The 21374-nt window shown below is 57.3% G+C and carries 15 protein-coding genes; 12 read left to right on the top strand and 3 right to left on the bottom strand.

Features of this window, described 5'->3' with window-relative positions:
• Window positions 1–144: 144 nt before the first annotated feature.
• From QZ303_RS08455 to QZ303_RS08405, 11 genes are all read left to right on the top strand, one after another.
• Window positions 145–870, top strand: a complete 726-nt coding sequence (locus QZ303_RS08455) for a FadR/GntR family transcriptional regulator (RefSeq protein WP_295731666.1) — start codon at window positions 145–147, stop codon at window positions 868–870.
• Window positions 871–1056: 186 nt separating this feature from the next.
• Window positions 1057–1965: a dihydrodipicolinate synthase family protein gene (locus QZ303_RS08450; RefSeq protein ID WP_295731664.1), complete on the top strand. Its 909-nt coding sequence runs from the start codon at window positions 1057–1059 to the stop codon at window positions 1963–1965.
• 218 nt (window positions 1966–2183) lie between these two features.
• Complete coding sequence (locus QZ303_RS08445) at window positions 2184–3842, top strand: sialidase family protein (protein WP_295731662.1); 1659 nt, start codon at window positions 2184–2186, stop codon at window positions 3840–3842.
• Window positions 3839–5116: an MFS transporter gene (locus QZ303_RS08440; protein ID WP_295731660.1), complete on the top strand. Its 1278-nt coding sequence runs from the start codon at window positions 3839–3841 to the stop codon at window positions 5114–5116. Before QZ303_RS08445 ends, QZ303_RS08440 begins: the two co-directional genes overlap by 4 nt.
• 40 nt (window positions 5117–5156) lie before the next feature.
• Window positions 5157–8453 (top strand): TonB-dependent receptor, encoded by a 3297-nt coding sequence (locus tag QZ303_RS08435; RefSeq protein WP_295731658.1) that lies wholly within the window; start codon window positions 5157–5159, stop codon window positions 8451–8453.
• A gap of 14 nt (window positions 8454–8467) precedes the next feature.
• Window positions 8468–9922, top strand: coding sequence for a RagB/SusD family nutrient uptake outer membrane protein (locus tag QZ303_RS08430; RefSeq protein WP_295731656.1), 1455 nt, complete (start codon window positions 8468–8470; stop codon window positions 9920–9922).
• A 2-nt stretch (window positions 9923–9924) separates the two neighbouring features.
• Window positions 9925–11049 (top strand): exo-alpha-sialidase, encoded by a 1125-nt coding sequence (locus tag QZ303_RS08425; protein WP_295731654.1) that lies wholly within the window; start codon window positions 9925–9927, stop codon window positions 11047–11049.
• 24 nt (window positions 11050–11073) lie between these two features.
• Window positions 11074–12708: a PKD domain-containing protein gene (locus tag QZ303_RS08420; RefSeq protein WP_295731652.1), complete on the top strand. Its 1635-nt coding sequence runs from the start codon at window positions 11074–11076 to the stop codon at window positions 12706–12708.
• Window positions 12709–12847: 139 nt separating this feature from the next.
• Window positions 12848–13666, top strand: a complete 819-nt coding sequence (locus QZ303_RS08415; protein ID WP_295731650.1) for a S1/P1 nuclease — start codon at window positions 12848–12850, stop codon at window positions 13664–13666.
• A 3-nt stretch (window positions 13667–13669) separates the two neighbouring features.
• Window positions 13670–15139, top strand: a complete 1470-nt coding sequence (locus QZ303_RS08410; protein WP_295731648.1) for a sulfatase — start codon at window positions 13670–13672, stop codon at window positions 15137–15139.
• A gap of 96 nt (window positions 15140–15235) precedes the next feature.
• A complete protein-coding gene (locus tag QZ303_RS08405; protein WP_295731645.1) occupies window positions 15236–16318 on the top strand; it encodes a hypothetical protein in 1083 nt (360 codons plus the stop codon).
• 156 nt (window positions 16319–16474) lie between these two features.
• Here the strand turns inward: QZ303_RS08405 and QZ303_RS08400 are convergent, their stop codons facing one another.
• Window positions 16475–17848 (bottom strand): rRNA cytosine-C5-methyltransferase, encoded by a 1374-nt coding sequence (locus QZ303_RS08400; protein ID WP_295731643.1) that lies wholly within the window; start codon window positions 17846–17848, stop codon window positions 16475–16477.
• Between the two features lie 61 nt (window positions 17849–17909).
• Between QZ303_RS08400 and QZ303_RS08395 the strand changes: the two genes are divergently transcribed.
• Window positions 17910–18635, top strand: coding sequence for a DNA repair protein RecO (locus QZ303_RS08395; protein ID WP_295731641.1), 726 nt, complete (start codon window positions 17910–17912; stop codon window positions 18633–18635).
• A 24-nt stretch (window positions 18636–18659) separates the two neighbouring features.
• On the opposite strand, the gene QZ303_RS08390 is transcribed toward QZ303_RS08395, so the two are convergent.
• Complete coding sequence (locus QZ303_RS08390; RefSeq protein WP_295731639.1) at window positions 18660–19205, bottom strand: gamma carbonic anhydrase family protein; 546 nt, start codon at window positions 19203–19205, stop codon at window positions 18660–18662.
• A 44-nt stretch (window positions 19206–19249) separates the two neighbouring features.
• The gene (locus tag QZ303_RS08385) at window positions 19250–21034 is read right to left on the bottom strand and encodes an aminopeptidase P family protein (RefSeq protein ID WP_295731637.1); all 1785 of its coding nucleotides are present in this window, start codon (window positions 21032–21034) and stop codon (window positions 19250–19252) included.
• Between the last annotated feature and the right edge of the window lie 340 nt (window positions 21035–21374).

The raw sequence follows: 21374 nt of genomic DNA, 5'->3' as shown, positions 1-21374 counted from the left end.
GACAAATCAGATGAATCATATAATACCCTTTCAGGGTCGATGGAAAAAGCCTCAATGCATTATTAAGAGCTATTAAGAGCCTTATATGTCATATGGAGCGTTGACGGTCCGCGAGAGGGGAGAAACCTTAAAATAATTGTTGATATGGCATTATCACTTCAGCCAACAAATGCATCGCTCGTGGACCAGGTCGAGGAGTGCCTGTTGTCGCACTTCAAGTGCAGCAATCTGAGCATCGGCGATCCCATTCCAAACGAGAATACCCTTGCCGAGGAGCTTGGGGTGGCGAGAAGCGTGCTCCGCGAGTGCCTCAGCCGCCTGAAGATGTTCGGCATGATACATTCCCGTCCGCGCAAGGGGATGATACTTGCCGAGCCTACCATACTCGGCGGCATGAAGAGGGTGATCGACCCCCGTTTCCTCAGCGAGGACACCGTACTCGACCTCCTGGAGTTCCGTATCGCCCTGGAAATCGGCATTTCGGCGGACATATTCGAAAAAATCAAGCCCGAGGACATCAAGGAGCTTGAAGAGATAGTGCGCATAGGCAAGGTGATCGAAAACAACGAGTATGCGGTGTCGAGCGAGACGTCGTTCCACACCAAGCTCTACGAAATCACCGGCAACAAGACCATCGCCGAATTCCAGGACATTATCCACCCTGTACTTACCTACATAAAAAAACAGTTCCGCAACGAGTTGTCGCAGATCAACGTGCGCCTTCAGGCCGAGGGTGCCACCGCGTCGCACGCCGATCTGCTCGCCTGCCTCAAGTCGGGCGACAAGGAGGGGTATCGCAACGCAATCGAGCGCCACTTCGAGCTTTACCGCATATTCATGCGCGAGCACTCGCTGAAATCCCGTGACTGACATGTGAGGGCGCTGCGCCCCGGCTTTTACGACGCTGTTCTCAATCTGTGCCTGTTTGAAGGAATGTAGATTGCAATCCATTTGAAATCAGACAGGTACGATTTATTGAGAATGGCGGAGAGGGGGTGCTGTATGCCGAAAATATATTCCAAGTCTACCGACCAATCAAACCAAATCATTATAATCATGGCAAAATTTCCACGCCTCAGCGGCATGATAGCCGCGACGTTCACCCCGATGAAAGAGAACGGGGACATCAACTACGATGAAATAAAGCGCTATGCCGACTATATAGCCTCGACGCCGGTCGAAGGTGTATTTGTCAACGGGACAACAGGTGAGTTCTCGTCGCTGACCATCGACGAGCGCCGACGCATACTAAAATTCTGGGTCGATGCCGCCGAAGGCCGTTTCAAGGTCATCTGCCATGTGGGGAGCAACTGTCAGCGTGACTCCATGGAGCTTGCCGCCCATGCCGCCGCCTCGGGAGCCTACGGCATAGGGTGCATCGCTCCGTCGTTCTTCAAGCCGGCCACAGTGAAGGCTATCGTCGACTTCTTCGCCCCCATAGCCGCGTCGGCCCCTGAGTTTCCGTTCTATTACTACAACATGCCGTCGATGACAGGCGTCAACCTCCCCGTCGACAAGATTCTCGCCGAAGGGCGCAAGGTGATGCCCAACCTCGCGGGCACGAAGTTCACCCACAACAACCTCATGGAGATGGGCGTGTGCATCAACCTTCAGGATGGAGAGTTCGAGGTGCTCCACGGCTACGACGAGATACTCGTCTCCGGTCTCGCCATGGGCGCTAAAGCCGGCGTCGGGAGTACCTACAATTACATACCCTCCATCTACGACGGCATCTTCAAGGCAATGGCCGCATCCGACCTCGAAAAGGCCCGTGAGCTTCAGCTTAAGTCGATCAAGACCGTAGAGGTGATCATAAAATATGGCGGAGGAGTGCGCGGCGGCAAGGCCATCATGAACCTCATAGGCATAAATTGCGGCGAATGCCGTCCGCCATTCCTGCCGCTGACCAAGGAGGAATATGCCGCCCTTGAGGCCGATCTTGATGCACTCGGTTTCGTGAAATGATAAAAAGAGAGGTCGCCGCAGCTTCAACGTCAGGGAACACGCGAAAAGCTACCGGCAACCTCTTCCAATCTATGTTAAGAATTTGACGGTAAATGCCGACAAATCTTTAGCAAAGGTACGACAAATCGATAGAGCCTCCTCGCGCTTTTGGATTTTTAACATAAAACCACAAAAGGATTCCTGTTGCCGGGCTTCCGTCACACAATCTATCCACCACCATGAATGCATGCCAGAAAATAGTTTCCGTGGCGCTGTGCGCTCTACTGACGGGCATCACCTCCGGTGCTGCGCGTCCTAAAGTCACCGTAGCCCCGCTGGTCGCCCCGGTGCTTTCGGGGCTGGACCATTCTCCCGCCGAGCGCATTACCGTAATAGTCTCCGATACGCCGGTTACTCTCGACGGGCTGACCATCGACTTCGGCGGGAGCACGGACATCGCCGATATCCTGTCGGTCGGGCTTTACGGCGTGGACGATGCAGCTTCGTTTAGCCGCGACAGCTGTATCGGCAGCATCGACACGAATGGGCGCTCCAAGGTGACGCTCCCCCTCGACACGAAGCTTGCCGCTGACATCTCTCACATGTGGCTCGGCATCACCCTGCGCGATTCGATCGACCTGTCGCACAGGATAGTGGCCAAGGTGACCGGCGTCACCACTGACAAGGGACACGCGCGCATCTCCGCCTATGCCCCGGCCACGCATCGCACAGGTGTCGCCCTCCATTCCCCCGGACAGGATGGCATCGCTTCCTGCCGCATCCCCGGCATCGCCACCGCTCCCGACGGCACCCTGCTGGCCATCTATGACGCACGTTATGATTCCAAGCGCGACCTCCAGGGCGACATCGACATCGCACTGCGCCGCAGCACCGACGGCGGCGCCACATGGTTGCCGATGCAGACCGTGCTCGACATGGGCACGTGGGGCGGTCTCCCCGAGCGCTACAACGGCGTGAGTGATGCGTGCATCCTCGTCGATCCGGCCACGGGACGCATCTTCGTGGCGGGACTCTGGATGCACGGCGTGCTCGACGAGAACGGCCGCTGGATCGAAGGGATCGATGACAAGAGCACCTATTGGATTCACCAGTGGAAGGCCCGTGGCTCGCAACCCGGCACCGGCATAAGGCAGACCTGCCAGTTCCTTATCTCCCACAGCGACGACAACGGTCTGACATGGAGCTTCCCCGACAACATCACCTCCCACACCAAGCGCCCAGAATGGTGGCTATATGCCCCCGCTCCCGGACAGGGGACGGCGCTCTCCGACGGTACACTCGTGCTCCCCACCCAGGGGCGCGACAGCAACGGCCTCCCGTTCTCCAACATCACGTGGAGCACCGACCATGGCCGCACATGGACGGCGAGTAATCCGGCCTACGACGACGTGACCGAATGCAACGCCGTGCAGCTCTCCGACGGGAGTGTGATGCTCAACATGCGCGACAACCGCAACCGTGGACACCGCGAGCCGAACGGCCGTCGCGTATGCGTCACCTCCGACCTCGGCGCGACATGGCGCGAGCATCCCGGCTCGCGGCGCGACCTCACCGAGCCTACATGCATGGCCTCGCTCTACCGCCACCGTTATACCGGCGCCGACGGACGCGACGCCTCCATCCTCCTCTTCGCCAACCCCGCCCACCACAAGGTGCGCAAGAACCTGACCCTGAAGGCCAGCCTCGACGACGGGCTTACATGGCCCGAGGAGCACCACATACTGTTCGACGAGACGCGCGGCATGGGCTACTCCAGTATCACGTCGGTAGGGGAGGACGCCGTGGGCATCCTCTACGAGAGCGGCCTCGCCGACCTCGTGTTCATAAGAATTGACTTGGACGAAATCTTAAACAACCATAACAACACATCGAAATGACTTCCTTAATCAACAGGAACAGCCGTACTTACGCGTGGCTCGTAGTGGCTCTGCTCTGGCTTGTGGGCATGCTCAACTACATGGACCGCCAGATGCTCTCCACCATGCGCGAGTCGATAATGACCGACATCACTCAGCTCGAGTCCGCCGCCAACTTCGGCAGGCTCATGGCCGTGTTCCTCTGGGTCTACGGCATAATGAGCCCATTCTCCGGCATAATCGGCGACCGCATAAGCCGCAAGTGGGTCATTGTGTCGGCCCTCTTCGTATGGTCGTTCGTGACATTCATGATGGGCTATGCCACCACCTTCAACCAGCTTTACATCCTGCGCGGCATCATGGGCGTGAGCGAGGCTCTCTACATGCCCGCCGCCCTGTCGCTCATCGCCGACTACCACCGCGAACGCACGCGCTCCCTCGCCATAGGCATAAACATGACCGGCATCTACTTCGGTCAGGCCATGGGCGGCTTCGGGGCCACCCTCGCCGTGATGTTCGGCTGGCACGGCACGTTCCACAGCTTCGGACTCATCGGCATCGCCTACAGCGTGGTGCTCATGCTCCTGCTCCACGACACCCCGCGCCACGTGGCCGACGTAAATACCGAGGAGAAGAAGCGTATCCCCGTGTTCAAGGGTATGGCCATGCTGCTCGCCAACCTCTCGTTCTGGATCATACTCTTCTACTTCTGCGTGCCTTCTGTCCCGGGCTGGGCCACTAAGAACTGGCTCCCCTCGCTCTTCTCGTCGAGCCTCGGCATCGACATGGAGGTGGCCGGCCCGATAGCCACGATATCCATCGCCGTGTCGTCGTTTGCCGGGGTGCTGCTCGGCGGATTCATCTCCGACCGCTGGGTGATGCGCAACGTGCGCGGACGCATCTACACAGCCGCCATAGGCCTGTCGCTTATGATACCGGCTCTCCTGTGCATCGGCTACGGCCATTCGCTTTTCCCAGTGGTGTCGGGAGCGGTGCTGTTCGGCACAGGCTTCGGATTCTTCGACTCCAACAACATGCCTATCGTGTGCCAGTTCGTTTCGTCGCGCAACCGCGCCACCGCCTACGGCATCATGAACATGTGCAGCGTGTTCGGTGGCGCCGCCGTCACCGACCTGCTCGGGCGCTCGATGGACTCCGGCAATCTCGGCCGCGACTTCGCCCTCCTTTCCGTGCTCGTGACATTCACCGTGATCCTGATCCTCGCATGCCTGCGTCCCACCACCGCCGACATGCGCGATGACTCCCAACCGTTGCCGGCACGTCAGACGGCATGAACCTGTCCCATGAAATAGAAATCACTAATAATACCAATCTATGTTGAATCAGTTTTGTAATTTAAGAAAAGTATGCCGCTATGCGGCGGTACTGCTGGCGTTAGGCGTGGCAGTGCAGCCTGCCGAGGTCTACGCTTCGCCCGACAAGACGGCGACGAAGGCCATGACGACGGTAAAGGGCCAGGTGTGCGATCCCTCGGGCGAACCGCTTGTTGGCGCGACCGTGCGCGTCAAAGGTCAGTCCAACGGAGTGATGACCGACATTGATGGAAAGTTTTCTGTGGATGCGCCATCCGACGGCGTTCTCGTTGTAACCTATGTGGGTATGACTCCCCAGAATGTGCGTATCGACGGACGCCGCGACATAAGCGTGAAGCTCAGCGAGAGTGCCGTCAATCTCGATGACGTGGTGGTGATCGGCTACGGCAAGCAGTCGCGTGCCACCGTAACAAGCGCCATCACCAAGGTAAAGGCCGAGGACATGGCCATACAGCCGAGCAACAGCGTCATGGCGATGCTTCAGGGAAAGGTGCCCGGCATGCAGGTCAACTTCTCCTCCGGGCGTCCCGGTGTGGCCCCTGCGGTCACAATCCGCGGCGGTACGTCGACCAACCCCGGCGGTGATGCTCCGCTCTATATCATCGACGGCGTGATCCGCACCATCACCGACCTCAACTATGCCGACATCGAGTCGGTCGAAGTGCTCAAGGATGCCGCCTCCACCGCCATCTATGGTGCCAGGGCAGCCAACGGTATCGTTATGATCACCACCAAGCAAGGCAAGAAGGGTGGGGGCAAGATCTCGTTCAGCTACGGCATTTCGGTCGACCACCAGGCCAAGAAGATACCTCTGAGCGATGCGCGCGAGTACCTGTCGCTGACACGTGAGGCCGCCACGCGCGCCTACAATCCCGAGAAGTATCTCAACGGCTCGTTCGGCATGAGCACCAACAACGTCATCGACTCATATGTCAACTGCGCGTTCCTCGACGACTGGATCACGAAGTACGGACAGGGCTATGTCGAGAATCTCCTCACCAACCGCGGATGGGAGACCATGGAGGACCCGGCCACACCGGGCAAGATGCTCCTGTTCAAGAACGAGGACTTCCAGGACAACCTGATGCGTAACCCCGTCAACCACGACTTCAACATCAACTTCTCCGGTGGCAACGACCGTGGTACATACTACCTCAGTCTCGGTTATCTGAAGCAGGACGGCATAGTCATAGGGAACGACTACGACCGCTGGAGCTTCACCGCCAACGGGTCATACAAGGTGATGAACAACGTAACCGTGCGCAGTTCGGTCAACTACATCTCGCGCAAGTTCGTGGGTCTTAACGAGAACAGTGTGATGGCGCGCGGTTCCCTGATGCCCCCGACCACGCGCCAGTACTACGAGGACGGCACTCCCGCTCCCGGCGAGAATACAGCCACGTTCCGCACACGTCTGCATGAGGTGTATTACCAGTCGAAGTACAATGCAGTCGACCGCACCAACCTCATGGCACAGCTCGACTGGGAGCCTATCGCCGACCTGCATATACGCCCGCAGTTCTCCTTTCGCCTCGACAACACCAAGAACCACCAGTTTGAACGCGCCAACGAAGTGCAGAAATCGCGCATCTCCAAAGTCGAGCGCGACATGAACAAAAACTATCAGTATGATATCGTGGCCAACTACTCCAAGACTCTCTGGAACGACCATAACTTCGATATCATGGCAGGGTATAATTTTACCTATACCAACGGATTCGATTTAACACTCCAAGGCCATGGCGGTACATCTGATAAAATAGAGACCAACAACGGTGTTGCTGAAATCGATAAGGATGCCACTACATCGTCGGAGTCCGATAAGAAGATGAGCAGCTACTTCGGACGTATTAACTACAACTATGACATGAAGTATCTGTTGTCTTTGAGTGTGCGTTGTGATGGTTTCTCACATTTCGGTACTAACCATAAGTTCGCAACTTTCCCGGGTGTCTCTTTGGGTTGGAATATGCACCGTGAGGCATTCTTCGAGCGTCTGTCCTCGATTGTCAACAACCTTAAATTGCGTGCAAGCTGGGGTAAGGCCGGTAGCAACGCCCTGTCATTGGCAGATACTCAGGGTCGCTATGCCGCCGGATATGATTATGGCGGAGAGTCTGGTATCCTCAACACAACGCTCGCCAACAAAGACCTTCGCTGGGAGGAGACTACATCTACGGACTTCGGTATCGACCTTGGTCTATTCAACAACCGCATATCAATTATGGCGGATGTCTACCGTAAGAAAACGAGTAACCGCCTTATCAGAGAGAAACTGTGGTCGGAGACCGGTTTTTCCGCCATAAGAGCTAATTACGGTTCATTGCTGACTAAAGGTGTCGAGGTGAGCGTGGATGCCACGGCCATACAGACCCGCGACTTTTCATGGAACGTGAGCGGCAGCTTCGCTTTCTTCCGCACCATCGTCGACAAACTCCCGGATAACGGAGCGGCACGCAACCGTATCAACGGTGGTGTGATCTTCGACGAGAAATTAGGTAAATATATCGAAGTGGGCGGTCTTGCCGAGGGCGAGCGTTTCGGGGCACAGTTCGCCTTCAAGATGGACGGTGTCTATGCCACCGACGAGGATGCCGCAGCCGCTCCTTACGACAAGATCGTGCATGCCACCCGGCTGGGACAGGGAAAAGTCGGCGGCGACGCCATCTGGCACGACTTCGACAAGAATGGCATAATCGACCAGCACGACATGTACCTCTGCGGCTACATCAATCCTGATAAGATGGGCTCGTTCAACAACGTGTTCCGCTACAAGAACTTCACCCTGCGCTTCATGACCGACTTCTCTGCCGGCAATGTCATCGACAACCGCTACCGTGCCACCGCCAACGGCAACCTGCGCCACAACACCGCAACCCTCCACGAGATGGCCACTTCCGCCGCATGGCACAAGCAGGGCGACATAGCCACCATACCTCGCTACGATGTCAACGCCGACCTCGGCGACGGAAAACGCAACCATGTGCGCGGTGCCAACGGTGCCAACTGCCCCCTCGGATTTACCAGCGAATATGGCAGCAATGAAGGCTCAAACAACTCCCTCTATATCTCCAAGGGCGACTATTGGGCATTCCGTGAGCTGTCTCTGAGCTACCTCCTGCGCAACAAGTTCCTTGACAAACACCATATCGACAACATTACCCTTACCGCCGCCGTCTACAATCTCGGCTATCTTACGGCCTACGAAGGGCTTACTCCCGAGATTATCGGCGTAGATAAAGGACAGTATCCGCGTCCGCGCTCGTTCCTCTTCACCCTCAACTTCACTTTGAAATAATAATACCTGACGATATGAAACTGAAAAACATTATATGCATGGGGGCTTTGGCGATTATGCTCGGTGCCTGCGAAAGCCAGCTTGAGCTTGACCCGATATCCGACATCTCCAATGCCAACTACTGGGACGGCCCGAGTGATGTCGAGGGTTATCTGACCGGCACGTACAGTAATTTCCGTTCGGTGTACGACCGTGTGACCTACGGTGAGGACCGTGGCGACGCCCTTCAGCCCGGCTCGCGTGGCGGAGTGTCGCGTGCCCATACACAGCGTCTCGACAACGAGAACGGTTACGACTGGAAGGTGATCTTCACCAACCTTCATCATGTCAATATGATTCTGAAGCATGGTGCGGCGACTTCTTTCGGCAACCCCGCCGACAAGAACCGTATCCTCGCCCAGGCCTATACACTGCGCGCCCACGACTACATGCTTCTTTTGCAGATGTGGGGTGACGCCCCGATAGTGCTTGAGCCTACAGAGGAATATGACAAGGGCAAGAAGCCGGGGCGCCAGTCGAAGGCCGCAGTTATGGAGCAGGTAATGTCGGATCTCAACACGGCCCTGGGGCTGTTTCCGGAGACCGGCATACGTAACAAGTACCGCATCTCCCGTCCGTCGGCGCTTATGCTCAAGGCCGAGGCCCTGGCATGGAACTATACAGTGCTGAAGAGCGGCAACAAGCAGGATCTAACCGATGCCATAGCGTGTCTCGAAGAGGTGGAGAACTGTGGCGTGGCCATGCTGGACAACTATGCTGACATTTTCGATGTGGAGCACCGCATGAATTCCGAGATAATCTTCGCGCTGTACGTGCGTTTCGGCGAGTATGACAACATGTATGCGTTCAACTTCACCGAGTCGGCCGTGCAGGGCCAGGTCGGAAGTGCCGTCAACAAGGATGACATACCTTACTCCAACGGCAACATCGCCGCCCCATACTATGCTCCCTCGGCCAAGATCAAGTCAGCGTTCACCGGTGGCGACAAGCGTCGTCCGGTATGCTTCATCGAGGGTGTGAACGCAGCCGGAAAGGTGCTGTTCACCTGCCAGAACAAGTTCCGCGGCACGGCTTACCCCAAGGACCGCTACTACGACAATGACATCGTGGTCTACCGTCTTGCCGACGCCCATCTTCTCAAGGCCGAGCTGCTCTGCTATCTCGGCGGCAGTAATGTTGGCACGGCGATATCGCTGATGAACAAGACACGCAACCGTGCCGGCATAGGAGATTACTCGGGCAATACCGACCAGGCGAGCGTGCAGCGCGCCATACTCGACGAGCGCTTCCTGGAGCTGTGCTTCGAACTTAAACGCTGGCCCGACCTGATGAGGGCGCATGCCGCAGGCACGATCAACATCTACGACGAGGTGCCCAACCTCAACGGCAAGAGCACTCCGCTCTACTTCCCGATCACGCTGCAGATGCGCGATTACAACGAGAATCTTGTACAGACCGAAGGATATTAATCATGAAACCAACCAAATATATTGCGATGTGCGGCCTTCTGGGCCTGGCACTGGCCGGATGCTCCGATATAGATCCGGTGATTTCCGACAAGCAGCTCCCTTCGGGAGAGCAGTCGCATCCATTCGTATGCGGCGCCGACAACTACGCCGTCTACCGCATCCCCTCCATGGTGATCACTAAGCATGACAATGTGCTCGCATTCTGCGAGGGTCGAGTCGAGGGTCGCGAGGATACGGGCAATATCGACATCGTGCTGCGCCGCTCCGGCGACCGCGGGCGCACATGGCAGGAATTGCTTGTAATCTATGATTCAGGCACTTCCACATGCCATAATCCTTGTCCGGTATATATCCCGGAGATGAACCGCGTGGTGATGGTCATGAACAGGAACTATGGCGACAGCCGCGTGCTGGTGACATACTCCGACAACGAGGGGCAGACCTGGTCGGCTCCGCGCGAAATCACTACAGGGCTTCGTCCCGCCGGCGTGAAGCGCTACACCCAGGGGCCTTGCCACGGCATCGTGAAGCAGCTTGAACCCAACAAAGGGCGTCTTGTCATATCCGGCTACCAGACCGATCCCGCCGACGGCCAATACTATGCCAATTCCATCTATTCCGACGACAATGGGGAGACCTGGCATCATGGCGGTACTGTGCCTACACCATGCACCAACGAGTCGACCGTGTGCGAGCTTAGCGACGGCAGCCTGCTGATGAGCATCCGCATGCAGAGCGACGATCCTTCCAACCGCTTCCGCGGCCATTCGATAAGCCGCGACGGCGGTATAACATGGACACATGCCGAGCTTATACCGTCGCTTCCGGATCCGGGATGCCAGGGCTCGATCTATACATGGTCGTACGGCGGTGGCGAGCAGGGCAAGAACGTATTGGTCATGTGTAATCCCGCATGGCAGGAGCGCCGCCTGCACAACACTGTGCGTGCGAGTTTCGACGACGGGGCCACATGGACCAAGGGATTCGACTATACCGGGGAGACTGTCGGCGGATACTCCGACGTAGCGGCATTCTCCGACGGCGAGATCGCTGTACTGTCGGAATACGGCTACCTCAACGAGGGTGGAATCATATTTCGTAAGTTCAAGCTTGACGACCTGAGATAATCTTAACCATTTAAATCAAAAACGATGAACTATAGATTATATATCGCCGGAATCGCCGCGATGCTGTGTCTTGGCAGTTGCGAGGATGACGACAAGACGGCTCCCCTGGAGGCCAATATGAAATGCGACCGCACCGAGGTCGCGGCAGGCGAGACGGTGTGCTTCATGGACCGCTCGTCGGGCAACCCGGCGCGCTGGGACTGGACGTTTGAAGGTGGCGAGCCTGCCACATCGCAGCTTTTCTCTCCCGAGGTGGTCTACACTCGCCCGGGAACATACAGCGTGACTCTCCGCGTGGGCCGAGGTGACAACAATTCCGAGAAGGTGTTCTCAAGCCTCATCACGGTGGCATATCCAGATGAGGTCTCAGCCGATTTCGAGGCCGACAAGCTAAACGCCTACAACACCGACGACGTGACCTTCACTGATCTCTCGGCAGGATTCCCCAATACGTGGGAATGGACGTTCACCACAGCTGAGGGTGTCAGTGTTACATCTACAGAGCAGAATCCCGTGATGAAGTTCGTGCCGGGTGTCTACACCGTGACCCTCAAGGCGAGTAGCCCGAAGTCGACATCTACCGTGACCAAGGAAAACTACCTCAATGTCATCGACCATGATGCCGTGGCTGCCGAGTTCGGCACGAGCACACCATTGATGATTATTGCCGGTGAGACCGTGACCTTCGAGGACCGGACGATGGGCCGTCCAGAGCAGTGGAGCTGGGAGTTCGAGGGTGCAGACACACCGACATCGACCGAGCGCAACCCGACCGTACGCTACTCCAGTCCGGGCCGTTTCAAGGTGAAGATGACCGCCAATAACGAGATCAACACCTCTACGTGTGAGAAGGATGCCTACGTGATGGTGCTCCCGTCGGCAGGCCTGAAAATGTGGTTCCCGTTCAATGGAAACTTGCAGGATATGAGTCCGAACAAGGATATTGTGATGAAGGAGCACTCTTCCGACCCGTCGAAGTGGAGCATAAAACTCGACTCTCCGTCGCGGCATGACGGCGACTGTTCCGCGCAGCTTGCCGGTGTATGTAAGACCAACACGGATGATTATGCGGTGCTTCAGATTGCGAATCCGGAACAGCTTCCCGGAGGTATGCAGCCGATGACTTTCGTGATGTGGGTTAAGGCCGACAAGTCGCTCGGCACTAAACTCGGCCTGTTCCAGCGTGGACGTCCTGCCAATAGTACCGGGAGTGACGGCATGTATGATGCCAACAATAAGGATCAGAATCAGTCGTGGGCTCGCCTTAACTCTACCGCATCATCCACTGAGGGCTTTGCGCGTTGGTATGTGAATGCTACCGGCCAGGGTTCGGCCTGCTCGGCAAATACTACAGACAAGAGCCTCCTTGACGACGAGTGGCACTGCATAGTGTTTGTCAAGGAATTTGCCGACGGTAAGTGTGTGACCAAGATTTATGCCGACGGCGAGCTTGGTGCTAAATCGACGGCACAGACGGCGAAAGACACGACAAAGGATCCGTTCTTTATCGGATGTACCACTCAGGTCACCAAAGCTAAACCCGATGTGACACACCCGCAGATCAACGTGCCTTTCATTGGCCTTATCGACGACGTGATGATGTACGACCGCTCATTCACGGCTGACGAGGTCAAGACCCTTTACGACATAATGAAGTAATCAAGATGTTAAGGTTTGACCCGTAGGGATGCTCCCGAGGAGCATCCGGAGTATTACCGGAGATCCGGATGTATCTGTCGCGGATGCTCCGTGGGAACATCCCTACGTTTTCACTGAATTGATGAAAAATGTATATAATATGATGAAACAAAGGATTTTTACCGCCATCATGGCGATGGCGCTCTGTCTGACGGCATCGGCTTTCGGACGTATAGGCCATGATGCCGTCGCCGCCATAGCCGAGAACAACCTTACCCCGACCGCCAAGGCCACGATAGAGAAGTATCTCGACGGCAAGTCGATTGTTTACTATGCCTCATGGATGGACAATGTGCGTCTGCAGCCTGCCTACAAACATACCGACGGATGGCATAGTGCGTCGTTCGACGCCAACGGGAAATCAAAGGTATGGAAGGACCGCTATCGCTCTAACCTCGGCATCAACACCGAGATGGCGAAGGTGGAGAACGGCAAATACAAGCAGATGACCGACTCTGCCGTGGCGGTGTCGATAAAGGTGCTCGTACATCTGGTCGGTGACATGCACTGCCCCGGGCATTGCTTCTTCGAGGACAAGTCGCAGAACGTGTATTTCTACCTCAACGGCGACGAGAAGTGGAAGTTCCACAAGTTCTTCGACGGCGGAGTGTTCGACAAAGGGCATAAGTGGTACTATGCCGACTATGTTTATCAGCTCGACCGTTGTTCCGATGCCGAGAAGGCCGACATGGTGAAAGGCTCGCTCATCGACTGGGAGGAGGGGAACGCCGCGATCATGCGTCCGCTCTATGACATCATCACTCCCGAACGCAAGTTTGACAAGGCCGAGACCTTCGATTTTGTGCAGGATATGGTGCATCTCACCGACTCGCAGATACTTAAGGCCGGCTACCGTCTGGCCCATGTGCTTAACTCGGTATTCGATCCTTCCTACGCGCCGAAATGGCAGCGACAGTAACATATGGCTTGCCGTAATATGGGCATATCGTTAGGGAGATCGGGTATTGTCGCTTTCATGGCTCTCAACGGCATGGCGGCTATGGCGCAGCGTCCCAACATACTTTTGCTGGTGAGCGACGACCATAGCGCCTTTGCTATGGGCTGTTACGGCAATCCCGACGTGAGGACCCCCAATCTCGACCGTCTTGCGGCGCAGGGCGTGAGGTTCGACCGCTGCTATGCGGCATCGCCGCAGAGTGTGCTTTCGCGCGCGTCGATAATGACAGGCCGCACACCGGTGGCCGTCAACATGACCAGGTTCAACGTCCCTCTTGCCCGGCGCTATCGGACTTTTCCGGAGGATCTGCGCGACAGCGGCTATTATACGGGACTTGCCGGGCGAGGCTATCATCTCGACGGGCCTGTCTCCGGCATCAACGGACGTGCGGGCCGGATAAAGCTGGTGGCGGACTATTATGACAGTCAGGGGTTGGTGACGTTTCCCGAACGCATGGACACGTGCATGACGGTGACTGATGCAATAAAGGGTGAGAATCACCAGGGGATAAACCGCCAGTTCCGCGACTTCATGGAGTTTCGCGACAAGGATAAGCCGTTTTTCCTCCAGTTGTGTTACGCCGATCCCCACACTCCGTATGACGCGCCGTCGGTGCATGATTCCGACGGCATAACATTACCGCCGTATTATCCCGACACGCCCGGGGTGAGGAAACACCTTGCGGCATATTACGATGAGATAAACCGGCTCGACTCTGACATCGGTGAAGTGCTCGACTACCTCGACGAGACCGGGTTGGCCGACAGCACGCTCGTGATATTCACCGGCGACAACGGAGGCGCGCAGTTCATGGGCAAAGGCACGCTGTATGATCCCGGAGTCCGTGTCCCTCTCATAGTGCGATGGCCGGGGCATGTGGCTTCTGGTGTTGACCGGCATCCGGTGTCAAACATGGATATCTCGGCCACATGTCTTGATGCCGCAGGCTTGCCCGTGCCGGAAGTGATGGAGGGTAGGAGTCTTTTTGCCACGCACGGGGCGGATGATGGTTCGGCGCGTTACGTGTTCTGCCAGCGTGGAAACCACGGGACGAACACTCTCCCCTACGACACGTCATGTTTCGACCAGCAGCGTTGTATCATAGGCGATAGATACAAGCTCATATACAATATCATGCCCAATGACCGGTGGATTCCGGTGGATGTGGCCGAATATCCGCATTTTGTAGAACTCCACCGGATGCATGAGGCCAGGGCGCTTGAGCCTGCGTTCAGCAAGCTCTATTTTTCTACAACGCGCCCGATGTTCGAGTTGTATGACATCGTTGATGATCCGTATGAGACGGTCAATCTCGCCGACAATCCCGCTATGCTCTCCGTCCGCGACGATCTCATCACCCGTCTTACCCACAAGATGATTGACGACGAGGACTTCTGCCCGCTTCCCCATCCTAAAATATATGAGCAACGATAAACGTTGTCAATGTAGGAGTGTGACCGCAGGACTAATTATCCGACGTGTACATTGCCACAGTCATTTAATGTGAAATAATTTATCAATATGGGAAATATGACATCAAGAGTCTTATGGGTGTTGATTAGCACTGCTATGTTCTGTGCATCGGCAGTATCGGTGGTGTCCTGCCGTCCGGTTGAGAAAGGTCCGGAGGTGACGTGGAACGATACGCTGCGGTTGCCTCCGATGAAGGGCGATTCGGTCAATATCGGAGTGGCCGGGGCGTTTGCCGGTATGGCAGGCGACAGGCTGATGATTGCCGGAGGCGCCAATTTCCCTGACGGTTTTCCGTGGACCGGAGCCAAGAAGGTCTGGCATCGCGATCTCTACGCCTACGACCTGACTTCAGGCGAGTGGACGGTGTATCCCGATTTTCTTCCGCAGCCTATGGGCTACGGTGTGTCGGTGACTCTGCCCGAGGGTGTGATGCTCATTGGCGGCAACAATGCCGACGGAGGCATAGACTCGGTGTACATGCTCTCTGCCGCTGACGGACACCCGCAGTTGCGCGGCGACGTATTCCCGGCGCTTCCGTTCGCTCTGTCGAACGGTGCCGGTGCTATGGTCGACGGCAAGGTGTTCGTGGCAGGCGGCATCCAAGGAAAAGATGATGGAGAGAGTGCCTCGCATGCCTTCGTGATGCTCGATCTCGACAGTAAGGATGAGGGATGGCAGGTGCTGGAGCCGTGGCCAGGGCCGACGCTGGGATTCAGCGTCGCCGCAGCAGCCGACGGTCGTTTCTATCTCTTTGGCGGACGCGACTTCGGCCCTGACAGGGATATCACGGTAAGCACGGCGGGATTCGCCTATGACCCGGCTTCCGGCGAGTGGTCGGTCCTCGAAGGCGAGTTCCCGGTGATGGCCGCTACTGCCGTCACGCTCGGAGATGACATATGGTTTTTCGGTGGGGTGGAGGAGATACTTCCCACCGCCCCTGACCATCCGGGATTCTCGCGTACTTTGCGGCGCTATACGCCTGCGACAGGTGAGATTGCGGTGGTCGACGAGGCTCCCGCACCTCTAACCGTCACCACTACCGCCGTCATGCTGCCGGACAGTACGGTTGCCATAGCAAGTGGCGAGGAGCGCCCGGGCGTGCGCACTCCTCTGGTGCTGCGCTGCAAAATAAATCAGTAAGTAACCGTATCGCATTTCATGGCGGAGTTACTTGACGAACAGGGTAATAAAAGATTATATAAGGTGCAATAAACCGGTACTAATTGTGGGGTGGCTGTGTCGCTGGATGACATGGCCACCTTTTTCTGTCGCCGCCCGTCAGAGTCATATACGGATTCAGTCTATAACATACGGCGGTTCGGGAGGGATGTGCCCGGACAGTATGCGCCATTCCGCAGGATAGAGGTTGTTGGCGCGGTTGCCGAGGTTCTTCACAAAGCCGAGCGGGTGTCTGCCATAGGTGAGCAGCACGAATCCCCGGGGCGTGTCCTCAGGTAATGTGACGGCCTCGCGCCGCAGGTAGGCTATGGCGGTGGAGTAGTCTACATCTACCTCGGGAAACGCATCTCGGCGCAAGGCTGTGGATAACGCCAGCCGTTGCGACGGTATGGCGTCACGTCCTTTCAGCGTGGCGATCTCCACGCCGAGGGTCACCGTGTCGAGTTTCACTGACATGTCGAGCGCCATGGCGCTCCATCGCGCCGGGAGAGCCACGATTTTACCTCCACGGTTGCGGATATCGTAATCTTCGGGAGCGTCGAGCCAGTCGCGGCATGCCTGCGGCACTTCAGCTTCCGGACGTTTCTTCCCTTTCTCCTTGCCTCCGGCTTTTCCTCCGCGTGTGCATGCCGAGGATGGCGTGCCTTTCGACACCATGAATATGGCAAGTCCCTCGCCACGCACACGGCCCGGCACAAAATGGGTGCACCCGTCGGTGGTGACTGCGCCCCACTGCTCCGGCAGGTCGAGCGGCATGTGGATAGCCTCGGGATACTCCCCGAGAATCCAACCGAGCATCTCCTCGTTTTCGGCCCGGTTGAATGTGCATGTCGAGTATATCATCACTCCTCCCGGGCGTAGCGCCTCCCAAAGGTTGGCGATAATCTCCCTTTGGCGTACCGCACACTCCTGCACAAGCGCCGGAGTCCACTGCCTGACGGCTTCGGGGTCCTTGCGGAACATACCTTCGCCGGAGCATGGCACGTCGGCTACTACTATGTCGAACGTATGGCGCAGCTTGCGGAAGCGCGCCGTGTCGCCACGGGTCACCATGGTCGCCGCGCTCCCCCATTTAGCAAGATTTTCGGCGAGCACGGCTGCACGTGCGGGCATGTATTCGTTGGCCACGACAAACGAGCCGGCAGGCAAGGAGTCGATTGAGGCTGTGGTCTTGCCGCCGGGTGCTGCGCATGCGTCGAGCAGGAGCACTCCCTCTGCTGGGCCTAAGGACTCGACGGCGCGGCGCACTGCGAGCGCGACGATCATCGACGATGCGTCCTGCACGTAGTAGAGGCCCTGGTGCATGGCCGGATCCCATGTGAACGGCGCCCTTGCGTCGAGCCAGTAGCCTGCGGGGCACCATGGTACGGTCGTTACGCCCTGCGGCGTGGCCGCTCCTTTGCCGGGGTTGACACGCACACTTACGGAAGGTTCTTCTGCGAGAGCCTCCTCAAGGCCCGGGAAGGGGCTTTTAAAATCTTTAGGTAGCATATTCTAATGTGGCGCAAGTGGGGTTCTTTGCTTGTTTTGTGGAGAATGCTTAACTTTGGGTATGCTGACTCCGATCCATGCCATATGCCTGCGCACGGTGCGCTATAGCGACCGCAACAACATACTCACGCTCTACAGCCGCGAGCGCGGGAGGCTGTCGGTGCTTCTCGCTTCGGGCACGGGCCGCGAGGCGGCACGGCGGCGTGCCTTGACGATGCCTTTGAGCATGGTGGAGGGTGTGGCCGACCTGCGTGCGGGGCATGAGCTTGCTTCGGTGCGCGACCTGCGTGCGATGACCGCTCTGCCGTCTCTCCATGCCGATCCTGTGAAGATCTCTATAGCGATGTTCCTGACGGAGCTTCTCGGCGTGGTTGTGCCCGACGGTGAGCCTGACGTGCGACTTTTCGACTTCATGGCCGAGGCCGTGGCTGCGCTCGACGCTTGTGAGTGTGGCACTGCCAACTTCCATCTGGCGTTTCTATACCGGCTTGGCCATTTCATCGGCATAGAGCCAGACGTGGGCACATACCGGAAAGGTGCGGTGTTCGACATGCTTGAAGGCGTGTTCCGGGCTACTCCGCCGCTCCACCGCCATTTTCTCACGGGTGAGGATGCAGAGGGGGTGGTGATGCTGAGCCGCATGCGTTGGGACAATCTGCGGGCGTTCCGCATGCGCCGTGGCGACAGACGCCGCATAATGTCGGCTATGCTCGACTATTACGGGCTGCACTACGCGCGCCTTACGGGATTGCGCTCGATGGAGATTCTGGGGGAGCTGTTTGACTGACCGCACCCGGCAGCCGGCGCGCGTTCAGAATTCCAGGTCGCGTCCTTCGGGAGGATTCTCGCCGTACCACTTGGAGTAGGCGAGATAGTTGCGGGCTATCTTCTGGTTGATCTCGCGTGATTTCTCGGGATCGACCATCTTCATGAACTTCGCGGGTACTCCGGCCCACAGCTCACCGTCGCCTATCCTGGTGTTGGAGAGCACCACAGCACCTGCGGCTACCTGTGCTCCGCGTCCCACCTCTACGTTGTCCATCACCACAGAACCCATGCCGATGAGGGCGTAGTCGTTGATCTTAGCCCCGTGGATGGTGACGTTGTGGCCTATCGACACGTCGTTGCCTATTTCTATGGTGGATTTCTGGTATAGCGTGTGGAGCACTGAGCCGTCCTGTATGTTTACCCGGTCGCCGATGCGTATGGCGTTGACATCGCCGCGGATCACGGCGTTGAACCATACGCTGCAGTCGCGTCCCATCACTACGTCGCCCACGATGGCGGCGTTGTCGGCGAGGAACGTGCCTTCGCCTATCTGCGGCGTGAAGCCGCATACTGATTTTATAAGTGCCATTGTCGTTAAAGGAGTTTTATATAGTTGAAAGGCGGCATCTGCCCTTATCGGCATATGGGTGCGCATGCCGATTCGAGCCAGTGTAGAGAGTCGCCCCGGAGGAATGGCGAGAGCGTCGAGAGCACCTTCCGGTGGTAATCGTCGAGCCACGCAATCTCCGTGTCGGTGAGGATGCTCATGTCGAGCAGTGTGCGGTCGAACGGGAAGAGCGACAGCACCTCGAACTTCAGGAAGCGTCCATGCTCGGTGTCGGCGGCCTCGGTGGTGAGCACGAGGTTCTCGCATCGGATGCCGTAGCGTCCGGCCAAATAGAGGCCCGGCTCGTCGGATGTCACCATGCCCGGGCGCAGTGCCACGGGATTTTCCTGCAAGCGTATGCTCTGCGGTCCTTCGTGCACGTTGAGGAAGAATCCTACGCCGTGGCCTGTGCCGTGGAGGTAGGTCTTGCCCTCCTGCCATAGGAACTGCCGGGCGAGCACGTCGAGCTGTGCGCCGCGTGTGCCTTCTGGGAATACGGCACGGGCGAGCGCGATGTGGCCTTTGAGCACGAGTGTGAAGTCGTGGCGCTCCTCGTCGGTCGGGTTTCCGAGCGATATTGTGCGCGTGATGTCGGTTGTGCCGTGGAGATACTGTCCTCCGGTGTCGATAAGCAGCAGGCCCTCGGGGCGGAGCACGGCGTTGGTCTGCGATGTCGGTTCGTAGTGCACGATGGCTCCGTGGTCGGCATATCCGGCTATGGTGCCGAAGCTGTCGCCACGATAGCTCGGGTGCTCGGCTCGGAACCGGCTCAGGGTGTCGACCACGTCGAGTTCGGTCACGGTGTCACCTGCCTCCAATCGCGCGGTGATGTCGGTGATGGCATTGACCATCGCTGCTCCCTCGATGGCCATGGCATGGCGGAGGTTGCGCAGTTCCACATCGTTTTTCTCGGCCTTCATCGCCGGTACTGGTGATGGTGCGAACACCCATTCGATGCCCGGGGTGCGTGCTACGGATGCGGGGAGCGTGGCCGGGTTGGCCAGGATTTTTACGGATGTCGATGCGAGGAACCGTGGGGCATCGTCGTATGGGCGCATCCGTATGGAGTATCCTCCGAGGTAGGCGCGCACGTCGTCGCCCGCTTTCGCGAGGTCGATGAACAGCGTGCCGCCGTCGGGGGCCACGTAGAGCGTGGCCGTGAACACGGGATTGAACTCCACGTCGCTGCCTCGAAGGTTGAGCAGCCATGCGATGGAGTCAAGTTCTGTGAGATACATGGCCTCGGCGCCGGCCTCTGCGATTGCTTTGCGCAGCCGGCCGAGCTTGGCCGACGCCATTTCGCCAGCATGCTGCTCGCCGAGGATATATATCGGGTCGGAGGGGAGGGGAGGACGGTCGGTCCAGAGGGTGTCGGCGGGACGGAATTCCGTGTCGGTCGTTATCGAGTGGCGGGAAAGTTCCTCCTCCAGGGCGTCGAGCGAACGCTTGGTGAAGAGCATGCCGTCGAGTCCGACCTTGGCGCCGGCGTGTGATACATTAATTATATACGCGTAGATGGAGGGTGTGGACGGAAGCCCTTCCTTCATCAGCTCAATCGAGGTGCCTTCAAGCTGGGCGGCAGCCTGGAGGAAGTAGCGCGAGTCGGTCCACAGGGCTGCGGTGTCGAGGGTCACGACGAGCGTCCCCGCCGAACCGTTGAAGCCGGAGAAGAATTCCCGCACGTGCCAGTGGCGTGACATGTACTCGCTCTGGTGTGGGTCTACGTGGGGTATGATCGTGGCAGATATGCCTTTATGCCTCATTATGCGCCGCAGGGCCTCAAGGCGCTGTATTATTATGTTCGGATTCATTGCCGGAAAGATTTGGGAAAGGGTGGATGACGTGAATATTTGCAAACTTACAAAAAATATTGCTCGGATTGATGGGAATTTAAAAAATTAGTCGTAAATTTGCGCTGCAATAACGGGCATATTACCGCATTTGTCTGCTACAATAGTCAGCTTTGCAGGTGTTTATCCGATTATCGCGGACAGTGCATTGAAATTTTTCCTCTAAAAATTTGCATATATCGTGAAAGGTGCTTAACTTTGCACCCGCTTGACCGCCACAAGGGCGGCTTAAGCGATACGATAAGAAAAGAGATGCCTCTTTAGCTCAGTTGGCCAGAGCACGTGATTTGTAATCTCGGGG

Origin of the sequence: uncultured Muribaculum sp., from assembly GCF_910583865.1 — a bacterium.
In the GTDB taxonomy this organism is placed as follows: domain Bacteria; phylum Bacteroidota; class Bacteroidia; order Bacteroidales; family Muribaculaceae; genus Muribaculum.
Note: the sequence above shows the minus strand (reverse complement) of the source record. Positions and strands in the feature narration are given on the sequence as shown.